The sequence below is a fragment of the Nocardioides sp. genome (assembly GCF_030149505.1).
Classification (GTDB): domain Bacteria; phylum Actinomycetota; class Actinomycetes; order Propionibacteriales; family Nocardioidaceae; genus Nocardioides.
This window is the reverse complement of the sequence record NZ_JASBRN010000069.1, coordinates 33,853-58,461: the sequence shown is the minus strand read 5'-3', so window position 1 is coordinate 58,461 and position 24,609 is coordinate 33,853. Positions and strand designations below refer to the sequence as shown.

Annotated in this window: 22 protein-coding genes and 1 pseudogene; 14 read left to right on the top strand and 9 right to left on the bottom strand. The window is 72.8% G+C overall.

Features of this window, described 5'->3' with window-relative positions; genetic code table 11:
* Positions 1-216: 216 nt before the first annotated feature.
* Both Q1V71_RS15260 and Q1V71_RS15255 read left to right on the top strand, forming a co-directional pair.
* Complete coding sequence (locus Q1V71_RS15260) at positions 217-834, top strand: DUF1707 and FHA domain-containing protein (protein ID WP_300644846.1); 618 nt, start codon at positions 217-219, stop codon at positions 832-834.
* A gap of 82 nt (positions 835-916) precedes the next feature.
* The gene (locus Q1V71_RS15255) at positions 917-1,834 is read left to right on the top strand and encodes a GNAT family N-acetyltransferase (RefSeq protein ID WP_300644844.1); all 918 of its coding nucleotides are present in this window, start codon (positions 917-919) and stop codon (positions 1,832-1,834) included.
* Here the strand turns inward: Q1V71_RS15255 and Q1V71_RS15250 are convergent.
* Complete coding sequence (locus tag Q1V71_RS15250) at positions 1,812-2,909, bottom strand: NAD(P)-dependent alcohol dehydrogenase (RefSeq protein ID WP_300644843.1); 1,098 nt, start codon at positions 2,907-2,909, stop codon at positions 1,812-1,814. The two genes, Q1V71_RS15255 and Q1V71_RS15250, sit on opposite strands and share 23 nt — an antisense overlap.
* A 78-nt stretch (positions 2,910-2,987) precedes the next feature.
* On the opposite strand from Q1V71_RS15250, the gene Q1V71_RS15245 reads away from it, so the two are divergent.
* Both Q1V71_RS15245 and Q1V71_RS15240 read left to right on the top strand, forming a co-directional pair.
* Positions 2,988-4,367, top strand: coding sequence for a folylpolyglutamate synthase/dihydrofolate synthase family protein (locus Q1V71_RS15245; protein ID WP_300644841.1), 1,380 nt, complete (start codon positions 2,988-2,990; stop codon positions 4,365-4,367).
* Positions 4,364-4,741 (top strand): DUF4233 domain-containing protein, encoded by a 378-nt coding sequence (locus Q1V71_RS15240; RefSeq protein WP_300644840.1) that lies wholly within the window; start codon positions 4,364-4,366, stop codon positions 4,739-4,741. The genes Q1V71_RS15245 and Q1V71_RS15240 overlap by 4 nt, the downstream gene beginning before the upstream one ends.
* 248 nt (positions 4,742-4,989) lie before the next feature.
* Here Q1V71_RS15240 and Q1V71_RS15235 read toward each other — a convergent pair.
* Positions 4,990-6,024 (bottom strand): annotated as a pseudogene (locus Q1V71_RS15235) (PLP-dependent aminotransferase family protein); the annotation flags it as partial.
* Between the two features lie 150 nt (positions 6,025-6,174).
* Between Q1V71_RS15235 and Q1V71_RS15230 the strand changes: the two are divergent.
* The 7 genes from Q1V71_RS15230 to rodA all read left to right on the top strand — a co-directional run bounded on the left by Q1V71_RS15230 (position 6,175) and on the right by rodA (position 13,729).
* A complete protein-coding gene (locus Q1V71_RS15230) occupies positions 6,175-6,882 on the top strand; it encodes a pyridoxamine 5'-phosphate oxidase family protein (RefSeq protein WP_300644839.1) in 708 nt (235 codons plus the stop codon).
* A 178-nt stretch (positions 6,883-7,060) separates the two neighbouring features.
* The gene (gene ndk / locus Q1V71_RS15225) at positions 7,061-7,483 is read left to right on the top strand and encodes a nucleoside-diphosphate kinase (RefSeq protein WP_300644838.1); all 423 of its coding nucleotides are present in this window, start codon (positions 7,061-7,063) and stop codon (positions 7,481-7,483) included.
* A gap of 331 nt (positions 7,484-7,814) precedes the next feature.
* Positions 7,815-8,843, top strand: coding sequence for a rod shape-determining protein (locus tag Q1V71_RS15220; protein WP_300644837.1), 1,029 nt, complete (start codon positions 7,815-7,817; stop codon positions 8,841-8,843).
* A complete protein-coding gene (gene mreC, locus Q1V71_RS15215; protein WP_300644836.1) occupies positions 8,843-9,880 on the top strand; it encodes a rod shape-determining protein MreC in 1,038 nt (345 codons plus the stop codon). The genes Q1V71_RS15220 and mreC overlap by 1 nt, the downstream gene beginning before the upstream one ends.
* Positions 9,877-10,386, top strand: a complete 510-nt coding sequence (mreD, locus tag Q1V71_RS15210) for a rod shape-determining protein MreD (RefSeq protein WP_300644835.1) — start codon at positions 9,877-9,879, stop codon at positions 10,384-10,386. The genes mreC and mreD overlap by 4 nt, the downstream gene beginning before the upstream one ends.
* Positions 10,383-12,533, top strand: coding sequence for a penicillin-binding protein 2 (gene mrdA, locus Q1V71_RS15205; protein WP_300644834.1), 2,151 nt, complete (start codon positions 10,383-10,385; stop codon positions 12,531-12,533). Before mreD ends, mrdA begins: the two co-directional genes overlap by 4 nt.
* Positions 12,530-13,729, top strand: a complete 1,200-nt coding sequence (gene rodA, locus Q1V71_RS15200) for a rod shape-determining protein RodA (RefSeq protein WP_300644832.1) — start codon at positions 12,530-12,532, stop codon at positions 13,727-13,729. Before mrdA ends, rodA begins: the two co-directional genes overlap by 4 nt.
* A gap of 6 nt (positions 13,730-13,735) precedes the next feature.
* Here rodA and Q1V71_RS15195 read toward each other — a convergent pair whose 3' ends face one another.
* Entirely contained in the window at positions 13,736-15,514 is a 1,779-nt protein-coding gene (locus Q1V71_RS15195) for a M1 family metallopeptidase (RefSeq protein ID WP_300644831.1), read from the bottom strand.
* Positions 15,515-15,552: 38 nt separating this feature from the next.
* The gene (locus Q1V71_RS15190) at positions 15,553-16,371 is read right to left on the bottom strand and encodes an alpha/beta hydrolase-fold protein (RefSeq protein WP_300644830.1); all 819 of its coding nucleotides are present in this window, start codon (positions 16,369-16,371) and stop codon (positions 15,553-15,555) included.
* A 63-nt stretch (positions 16,372-16,434) separates the two neighbouring features.
* Between Q1V71_RS15190 and Q1V71_RS15185 the strand changes: the two genes are divergently transcribed.
* Positions 16,435-17,664: an MFS transporter gene (locus Q1V71_RS15185; protein ID WP_300644829.1), complete on the top strand. Its 1,230-nt coding sequence runs from the start codon at positions 16,435-16,437 to the stop codon at positions 17,662-17,664.
* 15 nt (positions 17,665-17,679) lie between these two features.
* Here Q1V71_RS15185 and Q1V71_RS15180 read toward each other — a convergent pair whose 3' ends face one another.
* Entirely contained in the window at positions 17,680-18,810 is a 1,131-nt protein-coding gene (locus Q1V71_RS15180) for an ionic transporter y4hA (RefSeq protein ID WP_300644827.1), read from the bottom strand.
* Positions 18,811-18,885: 75 nt separating this feature from the next.
* Here Q1V71_RS15180 and Q1V71_RS15175 point away from each other — a divergent pair, with 75 nt between their 5' ends.
* Both Q1V71_RS15175 and Q1V71_RS15170 read left to right on the top strand, forming a co-directional pair.
* A complete protein-coding gene (locus tag Q1V71_RS15175) occupies positions 18,886-20,556 on the top strand; it encodes an MDR family MFS transporter (RefSeq protein ID WP_300644825.1) in 1,671 nt (556 codons plus the stop codon).
* A gap of 115 nt (positions 20,557-20,671) precedes the next feature.
* Positions 20,672-22,660, top strand: a complete 1,989-nt coding sequence (locus Q1V71_RS15170; protein ID WP_300644823.1) for a TIGR03960 family B12-binding radical SAM protein — start codon at positions 20,672-20,674, stop codon at positions 22,658-22,660.
* A gap of 3 nt (positions 22,661-22,663) precedes the next feature.
* Here Q1V71_RS15170 and Q1V71_RS15165 read toward each other — a convergent pair whose 3' ends face one another.
* The 4 genes from Q1V71_RS15165 to Q1V71_RS15150 form a co-directional block, all read right to left on the bottom strand.
* Positions 22,664-22,981 (bottom strand): hypothetical protein, encoded by a 318-nt coding sequence (locus Q1V71_RS15165; protein WP_300644822.1) that lies wholly within the window; start codon positions 22,979-22,981, stop codon positions 22,664-22,666.
* A gap of 32 nt (positions 22,982-23,013) precedes the next feature.
* Positions 23,014-23,244 carry a YlcI/YnfO family protein gene (locus Q1V71_RS15160; protein WP_300644821.1) on the bottom strand — a complete coding sequence of 77 codons (231 nt, stop codon included), beginning with the start codon at positions 23,242-23,244 and terminating at the stop codon, positions 23,014-23,016.
* A complete protein-coding gene (locus Q1V71_RS15155; protein WP_300644820.1) occupies positions 23,234-23,548 on the bottom strand; it encodes a hypothetical protein in 315 nt (104 codons plus the stop codon). The genes Q1V71_RS15160 and Q1V71_RS15155 overlap by 11 nt, the downstream gene beginning before the upstream one ends.
* A gap of 115 nt (positions 23,549-23,663) precedes the next feature.
* On the bottom strand, positions 23,664-24,515 hold the full coding sequence (locus Q1V71_RS15150; RefSeq protein ID WP_300644819.1) for a DUF4190 domain-containing protein: 852 nt from the start codon (positions 24,513-24,515) through the stop codon (positions 23,664-23,666).
* Positions 24,516-24,609: the final 94 nt, after the last annotated feature.

Sequence of the window (24,609 nt, the reverse complement as noted above, 5' to 3'; positions counted from 1 at the left end):
GCCGGCCCGCGCATGCCAGATGAGAGCCACACGGACCCGACAGGTCGGGTGCGTGGGCAGCCGCATTGCGAGCGACGGACCGGCCACCTGGAGCGAGCCTCGCCAGGCCCGTTCCTGGGGTCAATGCAACAAGTAGCCGCGCAGTGCGCTCGCCTCGACGTCGTGAGCCGTGCGCGGGGGTGGCGGGCGGGTGAAGACGAGTCGTAGCCTCCGGAGATGGAGGTCGTGCCCGTCCGGGTGACGCGTCGAGTGTCCGATGCCGAGCGTGACGCCGCCGTGCGGCTCCTCGGTGACGCGCTCGCGGATGGACGGATCTCGACCGACACCTTCATCACGAGGATGGACCGGACCTTCGCCTCGCGTGACGAGTCGTCCCTCGACGACATCGTCGCGGACCTCGTCGACGTCCAGCCGGCGCCGCGGCCTCTCGTCGGCGCCCGGGCGATCCGGCGAAGCCCGCGGGCCCCGCGGGCCCCGCGGGCACGGCGAGTCTCCGCCCAGCCGGCGGGGTTGCTCTCGGTCCAGCTCCCCAGCGCCGCACAGCCCGTCCTGGACATCGGCCGCAGCTCCTGGTCCGAGGTGTGCCTCGGTGACCCGACGGTCTCCTCGTCCCATGCCACTCTGGTCCTGCTGCGCGGCGGGTGGGTCGTCGTGGACCGCAACGCGACCAACGGGACGTTCGTCAACGGCCGTCGCGTGAGGGGGAGCGCGCGGGTCCGTCCCGGGGACGTGCTGATGGTCGGGACGACCACCCTCACGTTGCTCGCGTCGTCACAGGACGGCCCGAGTCTGCGCCGGCGTCCCAGCAGGTGGGTCGGACTGCGGTCCGGCTGACCGGCACCCGACAGTGGGCGACAGCCTCCGCGCAGCCCGCAAATCAGATGTGTTCGGCACCGCCGGCCCGTAGCGTCCGGCCATGGCCTACCGCGTCGAGCGCACCACCGATCCCGCCGCCTTCCTCGCGCTCGCAGAGGATCACCTGGCCGGCGAGCCGGTGCTCAGCACGGTGGTGTCGACGACGCTGGCCCGAGCGGTGGCCGACCCGTCCCCGGTCGACCACCCGCGCTGGTGGGCGGCCCTGGTCGACGAGGCGACCGCAGAGGTCGCGGGGGTCGCTATGCGTACGGCGCCGTTCCGGCCCTACCCGCTCTACCTGCTGCCGATGCCGACCGAGGCGGCCGAGGCGCTCGGGTCGTGGGTGCTCGAGCACGAGCCGGACGTCGCCCACGCCAACGGCGTGCGTGCCTCGGTCGAGACGGTGCTCGGTGTGCTGGCGGCTCACCGCGGCGGCAGCACCCGGGTGATCGAGCACGATCGTCTCTGGGAGGCCACCTCCGTCCTGCCACCGACCGGCGTTCCCGGAGTCGGCCGCGCCGCCACGTTGGACGACCTCGACCTGGTCACCGCGTGGTGCCTGGACTTCATGCCCGCCGCCGACCGGCAGGCCGGCCGCCCACCGCGCGAGGGGGAGGGCGAGCACCTCGACCGTGAGTACGCCCGCGGCAAGATCGAGCGGGGGCTCATGTGGCTGTGGGAGGACAAGGGAGAAGTTGTGCACCTCACCGGCTGGAACCCTCCTGCCCTGGGGGTCGCCCGGGTCGGTCCGGTCTACACCCCGGTCGAGCACCGTGGGCACGGGTACGCCGCCGCGCTGGTCGCGCAGGTGACCGAGCGCATCCTGTCCGACGGCGCCCGCGCCTGCCTCTTCACCGACGTCGACAACCCGGTGAGCAACGGGGTCTACGAGCGGATCGGCTACCGCCCGGTGGCGGAGATGGTGCGGATGGAGGTCGCGCCGCAGCCGGTCGCGGTCACCACACCAGGACCGGCTTGACCACCTTCGCTGCCAGCACGTCCGCGACCGCGGTGTTGATGTCGGCGAAGTCGTAGGTCGTCACGAGCGGGTCCAGGTCGAGCACGCCCTCGGCGCGCATCGCGATCATCCGCGGCACCATCACCTGCGGGTCGGAGTCGCCCTCCAGGCTGCTCATCAACCGCTTGCCGCCCTGCAGCAGGTCGGTCGCGTCGATCGGGTACTCCTCCGCGCCGAGCCCCAGCGCCACCAGCGTCCCGCGCATGCCGAGCGCCTGCACGCCTTGCTTGACCACCGACGGCACCGCCGTCGTGTCGATCGCGTACGACGCCCCGCCGCCGGTCAGGTCCCGGACCGCCTGCACGACGGCCTCCGGCGCCAGGCCGGTGGCGTCCAGGGCGGTGGCCCCCAGCCGCTGCGCCTCGGCGAGCCGGGCGGCCTGCAGGTCGACGGCGACGACCGTGCCCACGCCGGTCGCGGCAGCCGCGGCCACCGCGGCCAGGCCGACCGCGCCGGCGCCGTACACCACCAGGGAGTCGGTGGCCCCGGGCTGGAGGACGTTGAGGACGGTGCCGACCCCGGTCTGGTAGCCGCACCCGAAGGGTGCGAGCCGGGTGAGGTCGAGCGCGGGGTCGACGACGACGCAGCACTCGGCGCCCACCAGGGCGTGCCGACCGAAGCTGGACTGGCCGAAGAACGACCCGAAGACCGACGACCCGTCGCGGCTCATCGTCGTGGAGCCGTCGATCCGCATGCCCATGTAGTTGAGCAGCAGCGTCTGCTCGCAGTACGCCGGGTTGCCGGCGCGACAGGCCACGCAAGCCTGGCAGGAGCGGAAGGAGAGCACGACGTGGTCGCCGGGGGACACGGAGGTGACGCCGGGCCCGACCTGCTCGACCACGCCGGTGCCCTCGTGGCCGAAGACGTTGGGGAACATCTCGGCCGGGAGGAAGGAGCGCATCGTGATGTCGGTGTGGCACAGGCCGGTCGCGACGATCCGCACCAGCACCTCGCCCTCGCGCGGCTCGTCGAGCTCCACGTCGACCAGCTCGAAGTCCTGGCCCGGACCGTTGACCACCGCCACCGTCGTCTGCATGACGGCACCCTAGGGGCGAAGTAGAACGCGTTCCAGCGAATCTGCCGACGAGCAGCCGCTCCCTAGACTGGCGGAGCCATGAGTGAGACCCCCGCCGCCCCCCGCCTCGCCGAGTCGATCGCCGAGGTCGAGGACGCGCTCCTCTCCCGCTGGCCCGAGACCCGGCTGGAGCCGTCGCTGGACCGCATCCGCGCCTTCACCGAGCTGCTGGGCGAGCCGCAGCACGCCTACCGCGTGGTCCACCTGACCGGGACCAACGGCAAGACCTCCACCTCGCGGATGGTCGATGCCTTGCTGCGGGCGCTGGACCTGCGCACGGGCCGCTTCACCAGCCCGCACCTGGAGACCATCAATGAGCGGATCAGCGTCGACGGCGAGCCGCTGGACGACGAGGCGTTCGTCCGCGCCTTCAACGACGTCGCGCCCTACACCCACCTCGTCGACGAGGACCAGCCGCACCCGCTGTCGTTCTTCGAGACCGTCGTCGGCATGGCGTACGCCGCGTTCGCCGACGCCCCGGTCGACGTCGCGGTCGTCGAGGTCGGCATGGGCGGCGGCTGGGACGCCACCAACGTCGTCGAGGCCGACGTCGCGGTCGTGCTGCCGATCTCCGTCGACCACGCCAAGTACCTCGGCGCCACGCCGGAGGCCATCGCCCAGGAGAAGGCCGGGATCATCAAGGCCGGCTCGGTCGCGGTCTCCGCGGCGCAGGAGCCCGAGGTGGAGGCCGTCCTCGCGGCCCGCGCGGCCGAGGTCGGCGCGAGCCTCGTGCGCGAGGGCGTCGACTTCGGCGTCGTCTCCCGCACCCCCGCGGTCGGCGGCCAGATCCTCAGCATCGAGGGGCTGCGCGGGCGCTACGACGACCTGTTCCTCCCGTTGTACGGCGCCCACCAGGCCCAGAACGCCGCCGTCGCGCTGGCCAGCGTCGAGGCGCTCGTCGGCGGTGCCGAGCCTCTGGACGCCGAGCTGGTCGCGGCCGCCTTCGCCGAGGTGACCTCGCCGGCCCGGCTCGAGATCGTGCGCCGCAGCCCCACCGTGGTGCTGGACGCCGCGCACAACCCGCACGGCGCCCGCGCCAGCGCCGAGGCGCTGGAGGACTCCTTCACCTTCGACCCGCTCATCGGCGTGCTCGGCGTCATGGCCGACAAGGACGTCGAGGGCCTGCTGGTCGCCCTGGAGCCGGTGCTGGCCCACGTCGTGGCCACCCAGAACTCCAGCGACCGGTCGATGTCGGCCGCCGCCCTGGGCGAGGCCGCCATCGAGGTCTTCGGGGAGGAGCGGGTCACCGTCGTGCCCCGCCTGCTGGACGCGATCGAGGCAGCCGCCACCCTCGCCGAGGCGGGGGAATCGGTCTCGGCCAGCATCGGCGCCGGGGCGGTCCTCGTGACCGGCTCGGTCGTCACCGCGGGCGAGGCCCGCACCCTCCTCACCGCCGGCCGCAGGAAGGACCTCTCGTGAGACGTTCCCCGCGCCGCGGCATGTGTGCCGCGGTTCTCTCCCTCGAGGCGATCACGCTCGGGCTGACCACCCCGGTCATCCTCACGCTCACCGACGTCTCGACCCCCGTGGGCCTGGCCGTCGGTCTGGGTCCCGCGGTCTTCGCCCTGCTGCTCGCCGGCGCCCTGCGCAGCGAGGGCGCCTACGGCCTGGGCTGGGCGCTGCAGGTCGTCGCCGTCGGGCTGGGCTTCCTCGTGCCCTCGATGTTCTTCCTCGGCGCGGTCTTCGGGCTGCTCTGGGGCACCGCGGACCTGCTGGGCCGCAAGATCGAACGGGAGCGCGCGGAGGCGTACGCCGCGCTCGAGCACGAGCAGGCCGACCCCGAGGCCGGCTGACCAGGTGCGCCCCGGCCCCCGCGCCCGTCAGCCCGCCTGGAGGCCACGCTGGAGCGCGGCAAGGGCGGCGTCCAGCTCGGCGTCGCTGCAGCCGCCGAAGCCGAGCACCAGCCCGGTGAGCGGCGAGCTGCGGCAGTAGTCCGACAGCAGCGGCACGTCGAACCCGGCGCGGCGGCCCGCCGCGCGGCCACCGCCCGGTCGCCGGGGAGCAGCACGGTGGCGTACATGCCGGCCACCGGACCACCGAGGTGTGGGCCCAGCGCCTCGGTCACGCGCGCCGACCGCTCGGCGTACACCCTGCGCGCGGAGCGGACCACGCGGTCGACGTAGCCGTCGCGGAGCATGGCCAGGAAGGCGCGCTGCACCGGCCAGGCCGCCGCGTCATGGGTGATCGCGCGGTGCCGGTCGACCTCGTCGGCGAGCGCCGGCGGCGGGACCAGCCAGCCCAGCCGCAGGCTCGGGGCCACGGACTTCGAGGCGGTGCCGAGGTAGGCGGTGTGCTCCCGGTCCAGGCTGGCCAGGGCCGGGATGGGGGCCACGTCGTAGCGGAACTCGGAGTCGTAGTCGTCCTCGACGACGACCGCGCCCGTGTCGCGGGCAGCCGCGAGCAGCGCGACCCGGTCCCGGCCGGACATGGGCGGGCCGAGGGGGTGCTGGTGCGCCGGGGTGGTGTACGCCGCCGCCACCCCCTCCAGCTCCGGCCTGCCGACGGGGCGGGTCGCCGGGTGGTCGAGCACGGTGCGGCCGGTGGCGCGCACGGTCTCCACCGCGGCGCGGTACCCGGGGTCCTCCACGAGCACCGGCCCCGGCCGGAGGGCGGTCAGCAGGTGGCGCAGACCGTCGGTCGTGCCGGCGGAGACCCGCACGTCGTGCGGATCGAGCTGCAGGCCGCGGGTGCGGGCCAGGCGCTCAGCGAGCGCCTCGCGCAACGCAGGCAGGCCCCGCGGGTCGTCGTAGCCGCGGGGAGCGGTGGCCTGGCCGACCTCGCGCCAGGCGCGGCGCCAGGCGGCGGCGTGCCGCGGGTCGATCCAGGGGGTCCCGGCGTCGAGCCGGACCAGGCGGCGTCCCGTCGCCGCGGGTCGCGGCCGGGGCACGTCCACGGAGCGGGGGGTCCGTCCGGCGGCGACGTAGGTCCCGGAGCCGTGGCGCCCCTCGAGCCAGCCCTCCGCGACCAGCTGGGCGTAGGCCTGCTCGGCCACCGAACGCGCGACGCCGAGGTCGGCCGCCAGCGCCCGGCTCGAGGGGAGCCGGTCGCCCGGGGCCAGCCGGCCCTCGGTGACCATGCCCCGGACCGCGACGCTCAGCTGGACCCCCAGGGGCACCCGGGACGCCCGGTCCAGGCGGAGGGGGAGGGTGGAGGTCATCGAGTGGCCCGTCCAAGATCGTCTCGATTGGCCCTGGAGCGCAGGCCACTGGGGCTCGACGATAGTGGCATGTCGACCCAGACGACCTCGCCGGGCCCGCTCTCGCCGACGCCCCGCACCACGCTGACCCGCAGCCGCCACCGCGCCGCGACGGACCGGGCCGAGCTCGACGCGCTCCTCTCCGAGGTGCTCGTGGCCCACCTCGGCATCACGGTCGGGGAGGGCGAGGACGCGCACCCGGTCGTCCTCCCGGTGGCGATCGCCGTGGACCACGACGGCCCCGACGCGGGCGGCTCTCTCTACCTCCACGCCTCCGTGGCCGCAGGCTGGGTCTCCGCCGTCCGTGACCGCACCGTCTGCCTGACCGCGACGCTGCTCGACGGGCTGGTCGCCGCCCGCTCGGGCTTCCACCACTCGATGAACTACCGCTCGGCCGTCGTCATCGGCCGTTGCCGGGTCGTCGAGGACGCCGAGGAGCGGGCACGCGCGCTGGACCTCGTGGTCGACCACATGGTCCCCGGCCGCGCCGCCACGCTGCGCCCGCCGACCCGCAAGGAGCTCGCCGCCACCGTCGTGCTCGCGCTCCCGCTGGCGGAGGCCTCGGTCAAGCGCCGGGCCGGCGGCCCGAAGGACGACCCGGAGGACGTCGCGGCCGGCGGCTGGGCGGGCGTCGTCCCGCTGCGCACCGTCGCCGGGGCCCCGGAGCCCGACGAGTGGTCGCCCGCCGAGGTGCCGGCCGACGTCGCCACGCGCGCCGCTGCCCTGGCCGACCGGTAGCCCGCCGAGCCGGCGCAACTTTCCGGAAGGACGTGCCGGTTCGGCGGTGACGGTCGGCCGAGCCGGCGCATGTTCCGGAAGGACGTGCCGGTTCGGCGGTCACGGTCGGCCGAGCCGGCGCATGTTTCGGAAAGACGTGCCGGTTCGGCGGGGGAGGGGCAGTCGGTAGGTTGACCCCATGAGCGAGCGTTCCCTGGTCCTGGTCAAGCCCGACGGCGTACGACGGGGGCTGACCGGCGAGATCCTGCGCCGCATCGAGGCCAAGGGCTACACGCTGGTCCGGCTCGAGCTGCGCACCGCCACCCGCGAGCTGCTGGCCGCGCACTACGCCGAGCACGAGGGCAAGCCGTTCTACGAGCCGCTGGTGGAGTTCATGCTCTCCGGCCCGGTCGCCGCGATCGTGATCGAGGGCGAGCGCTGCATCGAGGGCTTCCGCTCCCTGGCCGGTGCCACCGACCCGACCGTGGCTGCCCCCGGCACCATCCGCGGCGACCTCGGTCGCGACTGGGGCCTGGCGGTCCAGCAGAACCTCGTGCACGGCTCGGACTCCCCGGAGTCGGCCGCCCGCGAGATCTCCATCTGGTTCTCCGAGGGCAGCTGACCGGACGGAGTCCGGGCAGCGTCGCCCGAGGAGGTCGAGGGAACGCGGTGCCCTGAGCCTGCGAAGGGCGCCGACCGTTCGTCTCGAGACCCGGTCGAGTGCGGGTGACAACGGCAGCCTGGCCAGGCGGGGGTCTCGAGGCTCGGCGCTGGCGCGCCTCGCACCTCGACCACCGGCTGAGGAGTCCCACCAGTCACAGGAGTCCCGGCGTGGCGCCGGGTTTCGGCGTACGCCGCTGCCTACCCTCGTGACCGGGTCGGACGGGAGCGTGCGCGCGTGCCGACCCGCCTTCCCCGGCTGAGATCTGCGCACGAGGCGGCGACGAGCACCGATGGCGAACAGCTTCTTCGGCCGGGACATGGCCGTGGACCTCGGCACCGCCAACACGCTCGTCTACGCCCGCGGCAAGGGCGTGCTGCTCGACGAGCCGAGCGTCGTGGCGCTGCACTCCGGCACCGGCGAGGTGCTGGCGGTCGGGCACGAGGCGAAGCGGATGATCGGCCGCACGCCGGACTCCATCACCGCGATCCGCCCGCTCAAGGACGGCGTGATCGCCGACTTCGAGGCGACCGAGCAGATGCTGCGCTGGTTCATCCAGCAGGTGCACCGTCGCCGCGCCTTCGCCAAGCCCCGCATGGTCATCTGCGTGCCCTCCGGCATCACCGCCGTCGAGCAGCGCGCGGTCAAGGAGGCCGGCTACCAGGCCGGGGCCCGCCGGGTCTACATCGTCGAGGAGCCGATGGCCGCCGCGATCGGCGCCGGGCTGCCCGTGCACCAGGCCACCGGCAACATGGTGGTCGACGTGGGCGGCGGCACCACCGAGGTCGCGGTCATCAGCCTCGGCGGCATCGTCACCAGCCTCTCGATCCGCACCGCCGGCGACGACCTCGACAACGCGATCGTGGCGTGGATGAAGAAGGAGTACTCCCTGCTCCTGGGCGAGCGCACCGCCGAGGAGGTCAAGATGACCCTCGGCTCGGCCTTCCCGCTGCCCGACGAGCCCGAGGCCGAGATCCGCGGTCGTGACCTCGTCTCCGGCCTGCCGCGCACCGTCCTGGTCTCCAGCGCCGAGGTGCGCCAGGCGCTGGAGGAGCCGCTGCACGCGATCGTCGACGCGGTGCGCACCACCCTCGACCAGACCCCGCCCGAGCTGGCCGGCGACATCATGGACCGCGGCATCGTGCTCACCGGCGGGGGAGCGCTGCTGCGCGGCCTCGACGAGCGGCTGCGCCACGAGACCGGCATGCCCGTCCACGTCGCCGAGGACCCGCTGACCTCGGTCGCTCTGGGTGCCGGCAAGTGCGTGGAGGAGTTCGAGGCGCTCCAGCAGGTCCTGGTCAACGAGCGACGGCGGTACTGATGGCCCTGCTCGAGCGCACCTCCGGCTCCCGCGGCACCGGCACCGGCCCGGGCGCCTCCCCGACCGGCCGCAGCCGCCGCTCCCTGGCCGCCCGCCGCGAGCGGCGCGAGCGCCGGTGGAGCCCCGGACCCGACCTGGACCGCCAGCGCCCCAGTCGCTCGCTGCTGGTCGCCCTCGGCCTGGCGAGCGCCACGCTGATGACCCTCGACCTCACCGCTGGCGGTGCCGCTCTCGACCCGGTGCGCGGCGTCGTCGCCGACGTCGTCGGGCCCGCCGAGGCGGGCGCGACCGCGCTGGTGAGCCCGGTCCTGGCCGTCCCCGACTTCTTCCGCACCCACTCCTCGCTGCGCGAGGAGGTGGCCGCGCTGGAGGAGGAGAACACCGCCCTGCGCGCGGAGCTCGGCAGCGCCGCCTTCCAGCGCAACCGGCTGGCGGCGTACGACGAGCTGACCGCGACCGCCGAGGACCTCGGCTACTCGCTCGTGCCGAGCCGCGTGGTCGGCTGGGGCCCGGCCCAGTCCTTCTCCAGCACCGTCACCATCGACGCCGGCACCGACGCCGGCGTGCAGCCCGACATGACCGTGGTCAGCGGCGCCGGCCTGGTCGGCCGCGTCGTCTCCGCGGGCCGCACCACCGCCACGGTCCTGCTCATCATCGACCCCGCCTCCACCGTGGGCGCCCGGATCGGCGACACCCTCGACATGGGCTTCCTCACCGGTCGCGGCGTGGTCGGCGACGAGGGTCGCCTCGACCTCGAGCTCGTCGACCGCACCGCCGTCCCCGCCCGCGCCGACTCGGTCGTCACCTGGGGCAGCGACGGGGGAGCGCCCTACGTCTCCGGTGTGCCCATCGGACGCGTCACCCGGGTCTACTCCTCGCTGCGCGAGACCTCCCAGCGCGTCGTCGTCGACCCGTACGTCGACTTCGGCTCCCTCGACGTCGTCGGTGTCGTCGTGCCCACCGGCACCACCTCCGACCGCGCGCTCGTCGGTCCCGACGGAGAGCTGAGCGACGAGCCGGGCGGGGGTGAGCAGTGAGCACCGCCCGGGCTGCCGCCGCGGCCGCCGCCGTCTTCGTCGCGCTGCTCCTGCAGGTCTCCCTCGCGCCGCACCTGGCCTGGCAGGGGGTCGTGCCCAACCTCGTCCTGCTCGTCGTGGTCGCCGCGGCGCTGACCCGCGGCCCGCAGTTCGCGATGGTCCTCGGCTTCGCCGCGGGTGCCCTGCTCGACCTGGCCCCGCCGGCCGACCACACCGCCGGGCGGTGGGCGCTCGCCCTCGTCGTCGTGGGGTACGTCGCCGGGCGGGTGCGCAGCGAGGCGAGCCCGACCGCGACGACCGTCGTCTCGACCGTCGCCGCGAGCTCCTTCGTGGCCACCTCGCTCTTCGCGATGACCGGCCTGCTCCTGGGCGAGCTGAGCGTCGGCGTGGGCGAGCTGCTCCTGGTGGTCGGGCTGGCCGTGGTCTGGGACGTCGTGCTGACCCCGTTCGTGCTGCCCCCGCTGATGGCGATGTTCCGGCGTCTCGAGCCGGCGCGGCTGGCATGAGCCGCCCGACCGAGGAGGCCGCCGGGACCCGCCGCTCCCGGCTGCGCATCGTCGTCATCCAGGCGCTGGTCTTCAGCCTCTTCGCGACGCTGCTCGTGCGGCTCTACTACCTGCAGGTCGTCTCGGGCGAGCAGTACACCGCCCAGGCCGCCTCCCAGTCCGTGCGCGACATCGTCGAGCAGCCGCAGCGCGGGCTGATCGTCGACGACATGGGCCGCCCCCTGGTCACCAACCGCCTGGCCTGGGTGGTGTCGGTGGACCGCACGTTGCTCGGCAAGCTGCCGGGTCGCGACCGCACGGAGCTGCTCGACCGGGTCGCGTCCGTCACCGGCGTACCCGTCAAGGCGCTGGAGCGCCGCCTGGTCACCTGCGGCGAGGAGGGCAGCGTGACCGGCACCTGCTGGAACGGCTCGCCCTACCAGCCGGTGCCCGTGGCCACCGACGTCGAGCGCGAGGTCGCGCTGCGCATCCTCGAGCAGCCCGAGGACTACCCCGGCGTCCTCGCCGAGCAGCAGAGCGTGCGCGCCTACCCCCGCCCCTACGGCATCAACCTCGCCCACGTCCTGGGCTACCTCAGCCCGGTCACCGCCGAGGAGCTCGAGCAGGCCGAGGCCGACGGTGAGGACTCCGTCAACGGCGCCTCCGTGGTCGGTCGCGCCGGCGTCGAGAAGGAGTACGACGCGTGGCTGCGCGGGGTCCCGGGGACCCAGTCGGTCGCGGTCGACTCGATGGGCCGCGTGCTGGGCGAGGACTCCCAGGTGCAGGCGCGCCCGGGCGACACCCTGGTCACCTCCATCGACGCCAAGGTGCAGTCGGTCGTCGAGCAGCAGCTCGCCGAGACCATCCGCACCGCCCGGCAGACCCGGGACACCGTCACCGGGCGCAACTACGTCGCCGACTCCGGCGCGGTCGTGGTGCTCGAGGCCGACACCGGCCGGGTCGTGGCGATGGCCAGCCAACCGACGTACGACCCCGAGGTCTGGGTGGGCGGCATCTCCGACGACGAGCTGGCCCGGCTCTACTCCGAGGCCGCCGGCACCCCGCTGCTGGGCCGTGCGACCCAGGGCCAGTTCGCCCCCGGCTCGACCTGGAAGCCCTTCATGACCGCGGGCGCGCTGACCAACGGCTACTCCACCGACACCCGACTGGACTGCTCGAGCTCCTTCACGGTCGGCAACCGCCCGTTCCGCAACTACGAGTCCGGTGCCTACGGCTACATCGGCTTCGACAAGGCGCTCGAGGTCTCCTGCAACACCTTCTTCTACCGCGTCGGTTACGCCTACTGGCAGCGCTTCGGCTCCGACGAGGCCGACGTCGACGCCTTCGACCCGCTGGTCGAGGAGGCCAAGGACTTCGGCTTCGGCAAGCGCACCGGCATCGACCTGCCCGGCGAGGCCGCCGGCCGGATCGCGGACCGGAAGTGGAAGCGCGAGTACTACACGTCCATGAAGGATTTCTACTGCGGCATCTCCGAGAAGCCGCAGGACTCGAAGACCTCCGACTTCGTCTACAAGTTCGCCTACGAGTTCTGCCTGGAGGGCTACGCCTACCGCGCCGGTGACGCCGCCAACTTCGCCATCGGGCAGGGCGACACCATCGTCACGCCGCTGCAGCTGGCCCGCGCCTACGGCGCCCTCGCCAACGGTGGCACCCTCTACGCGCCTCGCGTCGGCAAGGCGATCGTCGGCCCCGACGGCTCGGTCGTGCAGCGGATCCCGCCCAAGAAGGTCGGCACCGTCGACGTGCCGCAGAGCACGCTGGGCTACATCGACACCGCGCTCAAGGGCGTGACCCGCCAGGGCACGATGGCCTGGCGGATGGGCGGCTTCCCGCTGGACGAGGTCGAGATCCGCTCCAAGACCGGCTCCGCGGAGGTCTACGGCAAGCAGTCGACCTCGTGGGTCGCGTCCTACTCCGACGACTACGTCGTGGTGATGATGGTCAGCCAGGGCGGCACCGGCTCCGGCACGTCCGGCCCGGCGATCCGCGCCATCTGGGAGACGTTGTACGGCGTCGAGGGCGAGCGCGTGGTGCCTGCGCGGGCCGCGATCCCCGGCACCGTCCCGCCGACCCAGCTGCCCGAGTTCCTGCCCGACGGCTCGATCCTGCCGCCGGCACGCACCCCCGGGAAGCGGGACGAGCGATGACCACCCTGACCCGCTCGCCGGCGAGGGTCGGCGCCGGCGTACGTCCCCGCTCCTCGCTGGGCACCCGGCCGCTGCTGCGCTGGAGTGGCATCGACTGGTGGCTGATGGTCGCCGTGGCCGGCCTGCTGGTGCTCGGCACCCTGCTGGTGTGGTCCGCCACGACCACCCGCGACGACCTCACCGGCGGCGACCCCCGCGCGTACCTCTACAAGCAGGTCACCAACATCACCATCGGCCTGGTGCTCATGGCCGTCGTGCTGGTCTCCGACCACCGGTGGGTGCGGATCGCCGCGCCGCTGGCCTACCTGGCTTCCGTCGCGGGGCTGGTGCTCGTGCTGGTCGCGGGCTCCACGATCAACGGCTCGCGGTCGTGGATCGTGGTCGGGGGCATGTCGATCCAACCCGCCGAGCTGGCCAAGCTGGCCGTGGTGATCGGGATGGCGCTCGTGCTCGCGCACCGCGCCACCGGCCGCTGGCGCCCGCGAGTGGGCCTGGTCGAGGTCGTCCTCATGCTGGCGATCGCGGCGGTGCCCGCCGTGCTGATCCTGCTGCAGCCCGACCTCGGCACGATGCTCGTGCTGACCGCCACCGTGACCGGCGTCCTGGCCGTCTCCGGCGCGCCGCGTCGATGGCTCGCGCTGCTGGCCGGTGGAGGAGTGACCGTGGCCGTCGCGGCCGTCGCCGGCGGGGTGCTGAAGCCCTACCAGGTCGACCGGTTCCTGGCCTTCACCAACCCCGACCTCGATCCGCGCGGCGCCGGCTACAACGTCGAGCAGGCCCGGATCGCGGTCGGCAACGGCGGCCTCTTCGGCCAGGGCCTCTTCGAGGGCTCCCAGACCCGCTCGGGCTTCGTCCCCGAGCAGCACACCGACTTCGTCTTCACCGTCGCCGGTGAGGAGCTAGGCCTGCTGGGGGCGGGTCTGCTCATCGCCCTGCTCGGCGTGGTGGTGTGGCGCGCGCTGGCCATCGCGATGTCCACCGACGACGTCTTCGGACGGGTGGCGGCCGCCGGCATCGCTTGCTGGTTCGGCTTCCAGGGCTTCCAGAACATCGGGATGTGCCTGGGGATCATGCCGGTCACCGGCGTCCCGCTGCCGTTCGTGTCCTACGGCGGCTCCTCGATGTTCGCCGGCCTGCTCGCGATCGGGCTGCTGCAGAACATCCGGCTGCGCGCCACCGACCGCACGGTCGGGTAGTCGCCCTCAGGCCAGGATCCGGTCCACGACCCCCTGGCTGACCGGGTGGTACGTCGGGCGGGCGAGCGTGTAGATCTCCCGCGCGCGCGTCCGACCCTGCTCGGTCGTGGCGAGGGCGGCGTACACCTTGCGCAGGTAGAGGGCTCGACCGTGCCGGGTCAGCAGGTCGGCGAGGGCGGCGTCGGCCGCGGGCCGCTCGAAGACCCACCCGGAGGAGACGGCCAGCTCGAACCAGGCGGTCGCGACCTCGATGTTGCCGCTCGTGGAGAAGGCGTGGGCCGCGTCGACGTCGTCGAGCACCGCGTGGTCGGTCGGAAGGGACCGGATGAAGTGGACCCACTGGTGGCTGTTCCAGCCGGTGGTGTCGAGGTCGGCAGCGGGGGTGCCCGCGGCGAGGGCCGAGGCCTGGGCGTCGACGAGGTCGAAGGCGTCGGAGGTGAAGGCCGGGGCCGCGACGGGGACTCCGGGGCCGTGGACCCACTCCTCGACGTCGACGTCCTCGGACGTGAGGCCGGCGGGCGCCAGCAGCTCGGCCTCGAGGTGGGCGAGGAAGGTCGGGGTGTCCATGGACCCGAAGGCGTGGCGGTCGAAGTAGTCGCGCAGGAAGGCGTCGAAGCGCTCGCGGCCGACCCGGGCCTCCAGCATCCGCAGGAAGAGCGAGCCCTTCTCGTAGGGCAGCTTGGGCAGGTAGCCGTCGGGGTCCTCGAGCTCGATGTGCAGCACGGTCTGCTGCGGCTCGGCGCCGTCGAGGGTCTTCTCCAGCTCCTGGCGGCCCAGCCGCAGCAGCATCGAGGTGTAGTCCGCACCGAAGACGGCCTCGTCGATGCGCGTCTCGAAGTAGGTGGTGAAGCCCTCGTTGAGCCACAGGTCGTTCCAGGTGGCGTTGGTGACGAGGTTGCCCGACCAGGAGTGCGCGAGCTCGTGGGCCACGAGCGAGACCAGCGAGCGGTCCCCGGTGATGACGGTGGGGGTGGCGAAGGTCAGGCGCGGGTTCTCCATGCCGCCGTACGGGAAGCTCGGCGGGAGCACGAGCAGGTCGTAGCGGCCCCAGCGGTAGGGCCCGTAGAGCCCCTCGGCCGCCTCCACCATCCGCTCGGTGTCGGCGAACTCCCAGGCCGCCGCCTCGACCACCTGGGGCTCGGCGTAGACGCCGGTGCGCGGGCCGAGCTCGCGGAACTCCAGGTCGCCGACGGCCAGCGCCACGAGGTAACTCGGCACCGGCTCGGGCATGGTGAAGCGGTACGTGCCGTCGGCCGCCGGTGCGGTCGGGTTCTCCGCGCTCATCACGGCCATGAGCCCGAGGTCGGCGGGCACCCGGACGACGGCGTCGTACGGCGCGCGGATGCCGGGGCTGTCCTGGCAGGGGATCCAGCTGCGGGCCAGGATCGGCTGGGACTGGGTGAAGAGGAACGGCTTCCTCGAGCTGGTCTGCGCCGGGTCGAGCCACTGCAGGGCCTGGGCGTCCCCGGTGGTCGCGTAGTGCACGACCACACGGTCGCCCTCGCCCAGCGTGATGGTGAGGCGAGCGCCGAGGACCGGGTCGTGCTCGCCGAGGTCGTGCGCGAGCGGCGTGCCCCGGCCGTCGGTGACGGCACCCAGGTCGAGGTGCCAGGTGTCCAGCACCAGTCGGGTCGCGTCCGGGTCGACCCGCTCGACGTCGAGGGTCACGCTGCCGGAGAGCCGGCGCTCCTCGAAGGAGACGTCGAGGTCGAGCGCCATCCGGCGCACGACGACCTCCTCGGGACGGGCGTGGGAGTGGGGGTCGCGGGCGAGTCCGAGGGTCACCGGCGCAACGTACATGGTGGGTCCGGGAGCGAGCCGACCTACCGCCAGAGCCAGCGCAGGGCGTCGGGCAGCAGGACCCCCGGGTGGTTCGAGGTGTGCGCGCCATCGCCGAGCACCAGGCGTGCGTCGTACCCGGCGCCGAGGAGCGCAGCGGCCACGAGCAGGTTCTCGACAAGCCAGTTGTCCTCGGGCTCGTCCCAGCCGAGGTCACGGTGGCCGACCTGGAGCAGGACGCGGAGTGGCCGAGCCGGCTCGGAGCCGATGAGTGCCGGGAAGCGGTTGCCGCCGCGCACCTGCGGGAAGCTGGAGGAGAACCCGAGGACCTTGCCGAAGGCGTCGGGGCGGTGCCAGGCCGCGGTCAGGGCCGCGTTGCCGCCGCTGCTGAAGCCGCAGATCCCGCGCTCCGCCGGGTCGTCGCTGATGGGAACGAGGCCGGAGACCAGGGGCAGCACCTCGTCGACGAGGAGGTCGGCGTAGCGGCTGTCGAACGCGTCGTACTCGGCGTTGCGGGCGACCGGCTCGACGAAGACACCGACCATCGGCGGGACGTCGCCGCCGGCCACGAGGTTGTCCAGCACGATCCCGGCCCGCAGGTCGTCCTCGGGCTCGAGGAAGCCGGCCCCGTCCTGGAAGACCATGCAGGGCAGGGCGCCGTCCTTGCTGCGGCCGTCCGCCGCCGCGGGGACGTGCACCCGCACGTCTCGATCGGCGCCCGGGAAGGCGCGGGAGCCGGTGAGCCGCAGTCGGGTCGTGCGGCCCGTAGGGACGCCGGCACGCGGCGCCGAGTCGGGCCCGTGGTCGTAGACGACCCGGGTCGCCTCCATCGGCAGGGGGTGGAACGGGATCCGAGCATCCATGCCCGAGAACCTAGGCCCCGGCCGGGCTCGGGCGGAGCGCGGGCCGCGTGAAAGGGTGGCCGCGTGTCGACTCGGGGCGTGGTCATCTCCCCGCCCTTCTTCCGCTACTGGCGCGCCACCGCGGTCTCGGGTCTGGGCACCTACGTCACCGTCTTCGCCCTCCAGGCCCTGGTCGTGCTCACGCTCGACGGGACGGCCTCGGACGTCGGGCTGCTCAATGCCGCCCGCTGGCTGCCGTACCTGACCTTCGGGCTCGTCGTCGGCGCGCTCGTCGACGGTCGGCGCAGGCTGCCGTTGATGGTGCGCACGGACCTCGTGCAGGCGTTCCTGCTGCTCCTCGTCCCACTGCTGTGGTGGCTGGACGTGTTGTCGCTGCCGGTGCTCCTGGCCGTCGTGTTCGCCTACGGCGCGGCGGCTGTGGTGAACATGGCGGCGACGATGTCCTTCCTGCCTCGGCTGGTGGACCGCAACCAGCTCCAGTCGGCCCATGCTCGCGTGGACGGGGCCGACGCCGTCGCCTCGACGTCCGGCCCCGCGCTCGGGGGCCTGCTGGTGAGTGCCGTGGGTGCGCCGGTGACCGTCGTCCTGGACTCGCTGACCTACCTCTTCTCCGCGCTCACCCTGCGCCGGATCACGCTCGACGAGCCTCCACCGAGGACGGGCGTCACCGCCCGCCAGCTGCTCGGCGAGATCAGGGAGGGTGTGCGCTGGGCCTACGGCCGCTCGGGCCTGCGCACCCTGGCGATAGCCACGCACGGCTGGTTCGTGGGCAACGCGGTCGTCGGCGTCGTCGTGGCTCCGTACGCCTTCATCGTGCTGGACCTCGGTGCCGCCCAGCTCGGCCTGGTGGGTGCCGCCGGCGGGGTGGGGGCGTTGGTCGGTGCGACCGTGACGACCGCGGTCGGGCGTCGCCTGGGCACCGGGCGCACGATCATCGCCTGCCACCTGCTCACCACCGTCGGTGTGGCCGTGATGGCCCTCGCCGCCGAGTCGTCGTACGCCGCCTGGGTGCTCGGACTGGGCCAGGCCGGCTACGGCATGGCGATGGGCATGAGCAACTCGCACGAGATGAGCTACCGCCAGCTCGTCACCCCGGACGAGCTCCAGGCCCGGACGAACACGACCCTGCGGTCGCTCAACCGCGCCGTCGTGGTGGTCGTGGCGCCGGTCGCCGGCTTCCTGGCCGACGCGGTCGGCATGCAGACCATGCTCGTCGTCGCGGCGGCGACCTTCGCCGTCGTGGCCACGGGTCTGGCCGCGACGTCGTTCCGCGCCGTGCGTGCACCGGTCTGAGCGGGTGCGCCGCCGTCAGGGGCTGAGGGAGAAGAAGAGGAACGTCGCCAGCAACGTCAGGTGCACGACCCCCTGCAGGGCCTTGGCCCGGCCCTGCACGACGGTGAGGGTGGCGACGGCGACCGAGGTCACGAGCAGCACGATCTGGGTCGACTCCAGGCCCAGGACCAGCGGGCCGTCGAGCCAGATCATGGCGACGGCGATGGTGGGGATGGTCAGGCCGATCGATGCCATGGCCGAGCCGTAGGCGAGGTTGAGGGAGATCTGGACCCGGTCGCGGGAGGCGTTGAGGACGGCGGCGATGGACTCCGGTGCCAGGACGAGCAGGGCGATGACGACGCCGACGACGGCGTACGGCAGGCCCAGGGCGGAGACCGCGTCCTCGATGGTGGGGGAGAGCAGCTTGGCCAGGCCCACCACGGAGACGAGCGAGACCAGCAACAGCGCCAGGGACATGACCGTCTCCCGGCCGTCCGGCGGGTCCGCGTGCCCGTCACCGTCGGAGTCGGCGAGGTCGAAGACGCCGGTCATCCGCCCCTGCGAGTCCGAGGTGACGGGCAGGAAGAAGTCGCGGTGCTGCACGGTCTGGGTGAAGACGAAGGCGCCGTACAGCACGAGGGAGGCGACCGCGGCGAAGGCCAGCTGGTTCGGGGCGTACTCCAGACCCTGGCCGGTCGAGGTGAACCCGGGCAGCACCAGGCACACCGAGGCCAGGGCGACCACCGTGGACAGTGCCGAACCGGTGCCGGTGGCGTTGAAGCTGACCAGTCCGTGGCGCAGCGCGCCGACGAGCAGCGAGAGGCCGACGATGCCGTTGAGCGTGATCATGAGGGCGGCGAAGACGGTGTCGCGGGCGTACGTCGAGGAGCCCTCCCCGCCGCCGACCATGAGCATGACGATGAGCCCGACCTCGATCACCGTCACCGCGACGGCCAACACCAGCGAGCCGTAGGGCTCGCCGACGCGGTGCGCGACCACCTCCGCGTGGTGCACCGCCGCCAGGATCGAGCCCACCAGCGCCACCGCGATGGCGACCAGGACGACCGGGTTCTCGTGGCTGGACCAGGTCGCCAGAAGCAGGCTTAGGGAGAGGACCGGCACCGCGACCGTCCACTGGAAAGGGCCTCGCCGCGCGGGGTCGCTCATGCCCCAACCCTAGGGAGGTGGCCAACCGGTCGAGCGGGGTGGGCCCGGACCCACCTCTGCGTATGATGGTTGCTGATGGCAACGAATACCCCCGACGTGCCGGCGACCGACGGCGCTCCCCAGACCGACTCGGGCGAGTACACCCACGCCCAGGTCCTCACGATCCTCACCGGCCTGATGCTGGGCATGTTCCTGGCCTCGCTCGACCAGACGATCGTCAGCACCTCGATCCGCACGATCGCCGACGACCTCAGCGGGCTGTCGGTGCAGGCGTGGGTGACGACGGCGTACCTCATCACCGCCACGATCACGACCCCGATCTACGGCAAGCTCGGCGACACCTACGGCCGCAAGAAGCTGTTCATGTTCGCCATCTCGGTCTTCATCGTGGGCTCGGCGCTGTGCTCGTTTGCCGACTCGATGTACGTGCTCGCGGTCTTCCGCGCGGTGCAGGGGCTGGGCGCGGGCGGCCTCATGACGCTGGTGCTCGCGATCATCGGCGACATCGTCAGCCCACGCGAGCGCGCGCGCTACACCGGCTACTTCATGGCCACCTTCGCCACCTCGTCCGTGCTGGGCCCCGTGCTCGGCGGGCTGCTCGCCGGCCAGGACTCGATCCTGGGCGTCACCGGCTGGCGCTGGGTCTTCCTCGTCAACGTCCCGGTCGGACTGCTGGCGCTCGTCGTGGTCGCTCGCACGCTGAATGTGCGGACCGAGCGCCGGGACGTGCGGATCGACTGGTGGGGCGCCGCGGCCCTGGTGGTCGGCCTGGTCCCGCTGCTCACCGTCGCCGAGCAGGGCCGCGAGTGGGGCTGGGGGTCCGGGCTGGCCCTGGCCTGCTACGCCCTCGGCGTCCTCGGTCTGGTGGCCTTCGTGCTGGCCGAGCACGCGATGGGCGACGCCGCGCTCATCCCGCTGCGGCTCTTTCGGATGCGCGTCACCGCCGTCACGATCGCGGCCAGCGTCATCATCGGCATGGCGATGTTCGGCGGGATCATGATCCTGCCGCTCTACATGCAGATCGTGCACGGCGCCAGCCCCACCGAGTCCGGCATCCTCATGCTGCCGATGGTCGCCGGCATGATGCTCGCCTCGATCGGCTCGGGCCGCGTCATCTCCCGCACCGGGCAGGTGCGGATGTTCCCGGTCGTCGGCTCCGCAGTGATCGTGCTGGGTCTGTTCCTGCTCTCCTTCACCTCCGCCGACACCCCGCTTCCCTGGGTCAACGCCGCCATGTTCGTGCTGGGGGTCGGCCTCGGCTCGTGCATGCAGCCGCTGCTGCTCACCGTCCAGAGCGCGGTGCCGCCGACCGAGATCGGGGTGGCCACCGCCTCCTCGACCTTCTTCCGGCAGATGGGCGGCACCCTGGGTGTCGCGGTCTTCCTCTCCGTGCTCTTCAGCACCGTCGGGCCCAACATCTCCGAGGCGCTCGACGAAGCAGCACGTACGCCGGAGTTCCAGCAGGCCGCGCAGGAGGTCGGCGGGCTCGACCCCGACCTGGTCACCACGATCCAGGACGACTCCTCGGTCCTGGAGACCCTGCCCGACGCCCTGGCCCAGCCGTTCCGGGTCGGCTTCGCGGAGTCGATGGACACCGTCTTCCTGGCCGCGGCCGGCGTGGGGGTGCTCGCCTTCCTGATCCTGCTCCTCCTGCCGCCGGTCCAGCTCCGCGACACCTCGGCCTCGGCGGCGCGCGCAGCCGCCGCGACCTCGACCGGCCCCACCCCCGCCGCCCCGCGGGAGTAGGGCCCGGCCCGGAGGTTTCGGGACGCGACCGGCGGCGCCGTACCCTGGGTGACTGCGCTGCCACCCGTCGCGGAGCGCAGCCTGCCCCGTCCCAGACCCACGCCGAGGTGAACCCATGTCCGCCCCCGCAGCCCTGCGCCGTGGCCAGTCCGTCTTCGAGCTCCTGGAGCCGCACCTGCCCGGCGTCTCCAAGCCGATCCAGTACGTCGGTGGCGAGCTGAACTCCACGGTCAAGGACTGGGACTGCGGCGCCGACTCCGAGGAGTCCGGCGGCCAGACGGTTCGGTGGGCGCTGATGTACCCCGACGCCTACGAGGTCGGCCTGCCCAACCAGGGCGTCCAGATCCTCTACGAGGTGCTCAACGAGCGCGACTGGATCGTCGCCGAGCGCACGTACGCCGTGTGGCCGGACATGGAGAGGCTGCTCAAGGAGCAGGGGATCCCGCAGTTCACCGTCGACGCGCACCGCCCCGTCGGCGACTTCGACCTCTTCGGCCTGAGCTTCTCCACCGAGCTCGGCTACACCAACATGCTCAACGCCCTCGACCTCGCCGGCATCCCACTGCACGCCGTGGACCGCACCGAGGACCACCCGGTCGTCATCGCCGGTGGGCACGCGGCGTTCAACCCCGAGCCGATCGCGGACTTCATCGACGCCGCCGTGCTCGGCGACGGCGAGGAGGTCGTGCTCGCGATCTCCGACATCGTGCGCGAGTGGAAGTCCGAGGACCGCCCCGGCGGTCGCGAGGAGCTGCTGCGCCGGCTCGCCGTCACCGGCAACATCTACGTCCCCCGCTTCTACGACGTCACGTACGCCGCCGACGGGTCGATCGAGGCGGTCGTGCCCAACCGCCCCGGCATCCCGTTCCGCGTCCGCAAGCACACGCTCATGGACCTCGACGCCTGGCCCTACCCCCGCAAGCCGCTGGTGCCGCTGGCCGAGACCGTCCACGAGCGCTTCAGCGTCGAGATCTTCCGCGGCTGCACCCGCGGCTGCCGCTTCTGCCAGGCCGGGATGATCACCCGCCCCGTGCGCGAGCGCTCGATCGAGACGATCGGTGCGATGGTCGAGAACGGCATCCGCAAGACCGGCTTCGAGGAGGTCGGCCTGCTCTCGCTCTCCAGCGCCGACCACACCGAGATCGGCGACGTCGCCACCGGGCTGGCCGACCGCTACGAGGGCACCAACGTCTCGCTGTCGCTGCCCTCGACCCGCGTCGACGCCTTCAACATCACCCTGGCCAACGAGTTCTCCCGCAACGGCCGCCGCTCGGGCCTCACGTTCGCCCCCGAGGGGGGATCGGAGCGGATGCGCAAGGTGATCAACAAGATGGTGACCGAGGAGGACCTCATCCGCACGGTCGCGGCGGCGTACTCCCACGGTTGGCGGCAGGTGAAGCTCTACTTCATGGTCGGGCTGCCCACCGAGACCGACGAGGACGTCCTGCAGGTCGCCGAGCTGGCCAAGGCCGTCATCGCGAAGGGCCGCGAGGTCGCCGGCCACAACGACATCCGCTGCACCGTCTCCATCGGTGGCTTCGTGCCCAAGCCGCACACGCCGTTCCAGTGGGCCGCCCAGCTCGACGTCGAGACCACCGACGAGCGGCTGCGCAAGCTGCGCGAGACCGTGCGGGCGGACAAGAAGTTCGGCCGCGCCATCGGCTTCCGCTACCACGACGGCAAGCCCGGCATCGTCGAGGGCCTGCTCTCGCGCGGCGACCGCCGCGTGGGTCGGGTCATCGAGCGGGTCTGGCGCGACGGCGGCCGCTTCGACGGCTGGTCCGAGCACTTCTCCTACGACCGCTGGATGGCTGCTGCCGAGCAGGGCCTGGCGGGCACCGGGGTCGACCTGGACTGGTTCACCCTGCGCGAGCGCGACTACGACGAGGTCCTGCCCTGGGACCACCTCGACTCCGGCCTGGACAAGGACTGGCTGTGGGGTGACTGGGAGGACGCCCTCGCGGTCGCCGACGGCTCGGCCGACGTCGAGGTCGAGGACTGCCGCTGGACGCCGTGCTACGACTGCGGCGTGTGCCCGGAGATGGGCACCGAGATCCAGGTCGGTCCGACGGGGCAGAAGCTGTTGCCGCTCAGCGTGGTCTGACGATCACTCCGTCTGCGACCACGCTGCGACCGGCAGCATGAGGTAGACGCCGACCCGGAGTGGGTTGAGGACATCGGTGACAGCAGCAAGGACCGCGTCACATCGCTGCTGCCTGTTCTCGGCACGGCTGGCGAACCACTTCGAGCGGATCTCGATGGTCACGTCCAGTCCGGACGAGTCGTGAGGGCCCAGCGAGCGAAAGCGGAGCTCGACGTCGCCAGGTCCCAACCGACCGTCGTAGGGCTCTTCCGGGCACTCGACCGCGGTCGACACGGCGTGCGGCAGCACGGCAGCCAGGTCCGCGACCTGGCAGTCGCTCACCCCTTGACCGAGCATGACCTCGACGATCGGCATCAGGCAGGCCGGTTGAGCTCGTGCTCGACGGCGCGTCGGATCCACGACGAGACGGATCGGTCGTCGGCGTCCGCGCGGCGCTTCACCTCGTCGAGCACGTCGGCGGGGAAGCGGACAGGGATCGGCGTGGTCAACTTCGCTGAACGACGCCGTGGCTCGCCGGTCGGCGTCTGGTTCGCAGGGTCGGCGTAGAACTCGTACTCCTCGTCCGGAGTCATCTCAGACGTCATCACGATCACCTCGGTAGGTCTCGGCCAGCTCGACGCTGGCCTGATAGCAGCCGATCGGTCGGCAGCGGGTCGGATCGCCGTCCCGAGACGGGGCGATGGGGACGACGAGCACCTGCCCGCCGACGTCGGCCACCATCAGCCAGTGGGCAGGCGGCTTGGCTGGGTAGAACACCGGGTCGTTCGCCCAGACGTCGTACACATCGTCGAGTCCCAGGTGCGGGTGCTTGAACAGATGAGCTGCCTGTGCGTCGACCTCGAACGGTTCGTCGGCGAGCTGATCGAGGTCGAGCGGATCCGAGTCCACGGCGAAACTGTATAACAAACGACTACGAACCGGTCGGCACCACGGATATCGACGAGGACCGATCCGTCCTGAGATGGGCACCGAGATCCAGGTCGGCCCGACGGGGCCCGCCGAACTACTCGACCAGCGGCTCGTCGAGCTGGCCGCCGTCGGGGGCCAGGGCCAGGCAGGCGATCTGCTCGCCGGCCTCGAGCTCGTCGTAGATCACCAGGAGCGAGACGTCGCCGCTGGTGCTGACCGCCTCCCGCTCGGGGTCGTCGGAGACGGCCTCGTCGCACAGCTGGCTGTAGTCGCCGTCGGGGCCGCCGGCCGCGGCCTCCTCGGTCAGCGTGGCCACCGCCAGCACCTCGGCGTCGTGCGGCTCGGTGCAGTCCTCCACGGTGATCGTCTCGAAGCTCTCCGCGTCACCCCGCAGGCCCTCGGCGCTGATGCAGTCACCCGGCTCCAGGTCGTTGACCGCGCGCACCGAGCTGCCGACGACGACCGCCACCACGACCAGGACCAGTGCGCCGATCATCACCAGCGTGTTGAGCACGATCGCGGCGATCGCCAGGCCCTTGCCGTGGTCGCGCCCGTCCTTGCTGCGGCGCAGCACGACGATGCCCAGCACGAGGCCGACCGGAAGGCAGCACAGCACCGAGGAGACCAGGGCTCCGATGGCCATGCCCTTGCTGGGCTCGCCCTGCTCGCTGCCGCCGGGGAAGGCGCCGCCCGGGAACGCGCCGGGAGCGCCGTACGGCTGCCCGGCGGGCTGCGGCGCGCCGTACGGCGAGGGCGGCTGGCCGTAGGGCGTCGAGCCGTACGACGGGGGCGGGGTGCCCGGGGCGGGGTAGGGGTCGCCCGAGGGCTGCTGGGGCGGCGGCGGGGGAGCGCCGTACGGCGGCGGGGGCGGAGGCGTGCCCTGCGGGTCCCGGCCCGGCTGCTCGGGCTGCTGGGGCTGGTCGGGACCTGTCGGCGGCTGCGTCACGGTGCTCACCCTAGGGACGGGCGGGCCGCGCGGCGAACACATCCGCACCGCGGAGCGGCGGCGTAGTCCCGGGCGCACTTCTGCGAGTTGTTGC

Bases quoted from the DNA above. Each gene is read 5' to 3' on its own strand.
- Q1V71_RS15245 (WP_300644841.1), top strand. From the start codon at position 2,988: ATGAGTGAGACCCCCGCCGCCCCCCGCCTCGCCGAGTCGATCGCCGAG.
- Q1V71_RS15250 (WP_300644843.1), bottom strand. From the start codon at position 2,909: ATGCAGACGACGGTGGCGGTGGTCAACGGTCCGGGCCAGGACTTCGAG.
- Q1V71_RS15190 (WP_300644830.1), bottom strand. From the start codon at position 16,371: ATGGATGCTCGGATCCCGTTCCACCCCCTGCCGATGGAGGCGACCCGG.
- mreC (WP_300644836.1), top strand. From the start codon at position 8,843: ATGGCCCTGCTCGAGCGCACCTCCGGCTCCCGCGGCACCGGCACCGGC.
- Q1V71_RS15175 (WP_300644825.1), top strand. From the start codon at position 18,886: ATGGCAACGAATACCCCCGACGTGCCGGCGACCGACGGCGCTCCCCAG.
- ndk (WP_300644838.1), top strand. From the start codon at position 7,061: ATGAGCGAGCGTTCCCTGGTCCTGGTCAAGCCCGACGGCGTACGACGG.
- Q1V71_RS15260 (WP_300644846.1), top strand. From the start codon at position 217: ATGGAGGTCGTGCCCGTCCGGGTGACGCGTCGAGTGTCCGATGCCGAG.
- Q1V71_RS15255 (WP_300644844.1), top strand. From the start codon at position 917: ATGGCCTACCGCGTCGAGCGCACCACCGATCCCGCCGCCTTCCTCGCG.
- Q1V71_RS15220 (WP_300644837.1), top strand. From the start codon at position 7,815: ATGGCGAACAGCTTCTTCGGCCGGGACATGGCCGTGGACCTCGGCACC.
- rodA (WP_300644832.1), top strand. From the start codon at position 12,530: ATGACCACCCTGACCCGCTCGCCGGCGAGGGTCGGCGCCGGCGTACGT.
- Q1V71_RS15180 (WP_300644827.1), bottom strand. From the start codon at position 18,810: ATGAGCGACCCCGCGCGGCGAGGCCCTTTCCAGTGGACGGTCGCGGTG.
- Q1V71_RS15230 (WP_300644839.1), top strand. From the start codon at position 6,175: ATGTCGACCCAGACGACCTCGCCGGGCCCGCTCTCGCCGACGCCCCGC.
- Q1V71_RS15170 (WP_300644823.1), top strand. From the start codon at position 20,672: ATGTCCGCCCCCGCAGCCCTGCGCCGTGGCCAGTCCGTCTTCGAGCTC.
- Q1V71_RS15160 (WP_300644821.1), bottom strand. From the start codon at position 23,244: ATGACGTCTGAGATGACTCCGGACGAGGAGTACGAGTTCTACGCCGAC.
- mrdA (WP_300644834.1), top strand. From the start codon at position 10,383: ATGAGCCGCCCGACCGAGGAGGCCGCCGGGACCCGCCGCTCCCGGCTG.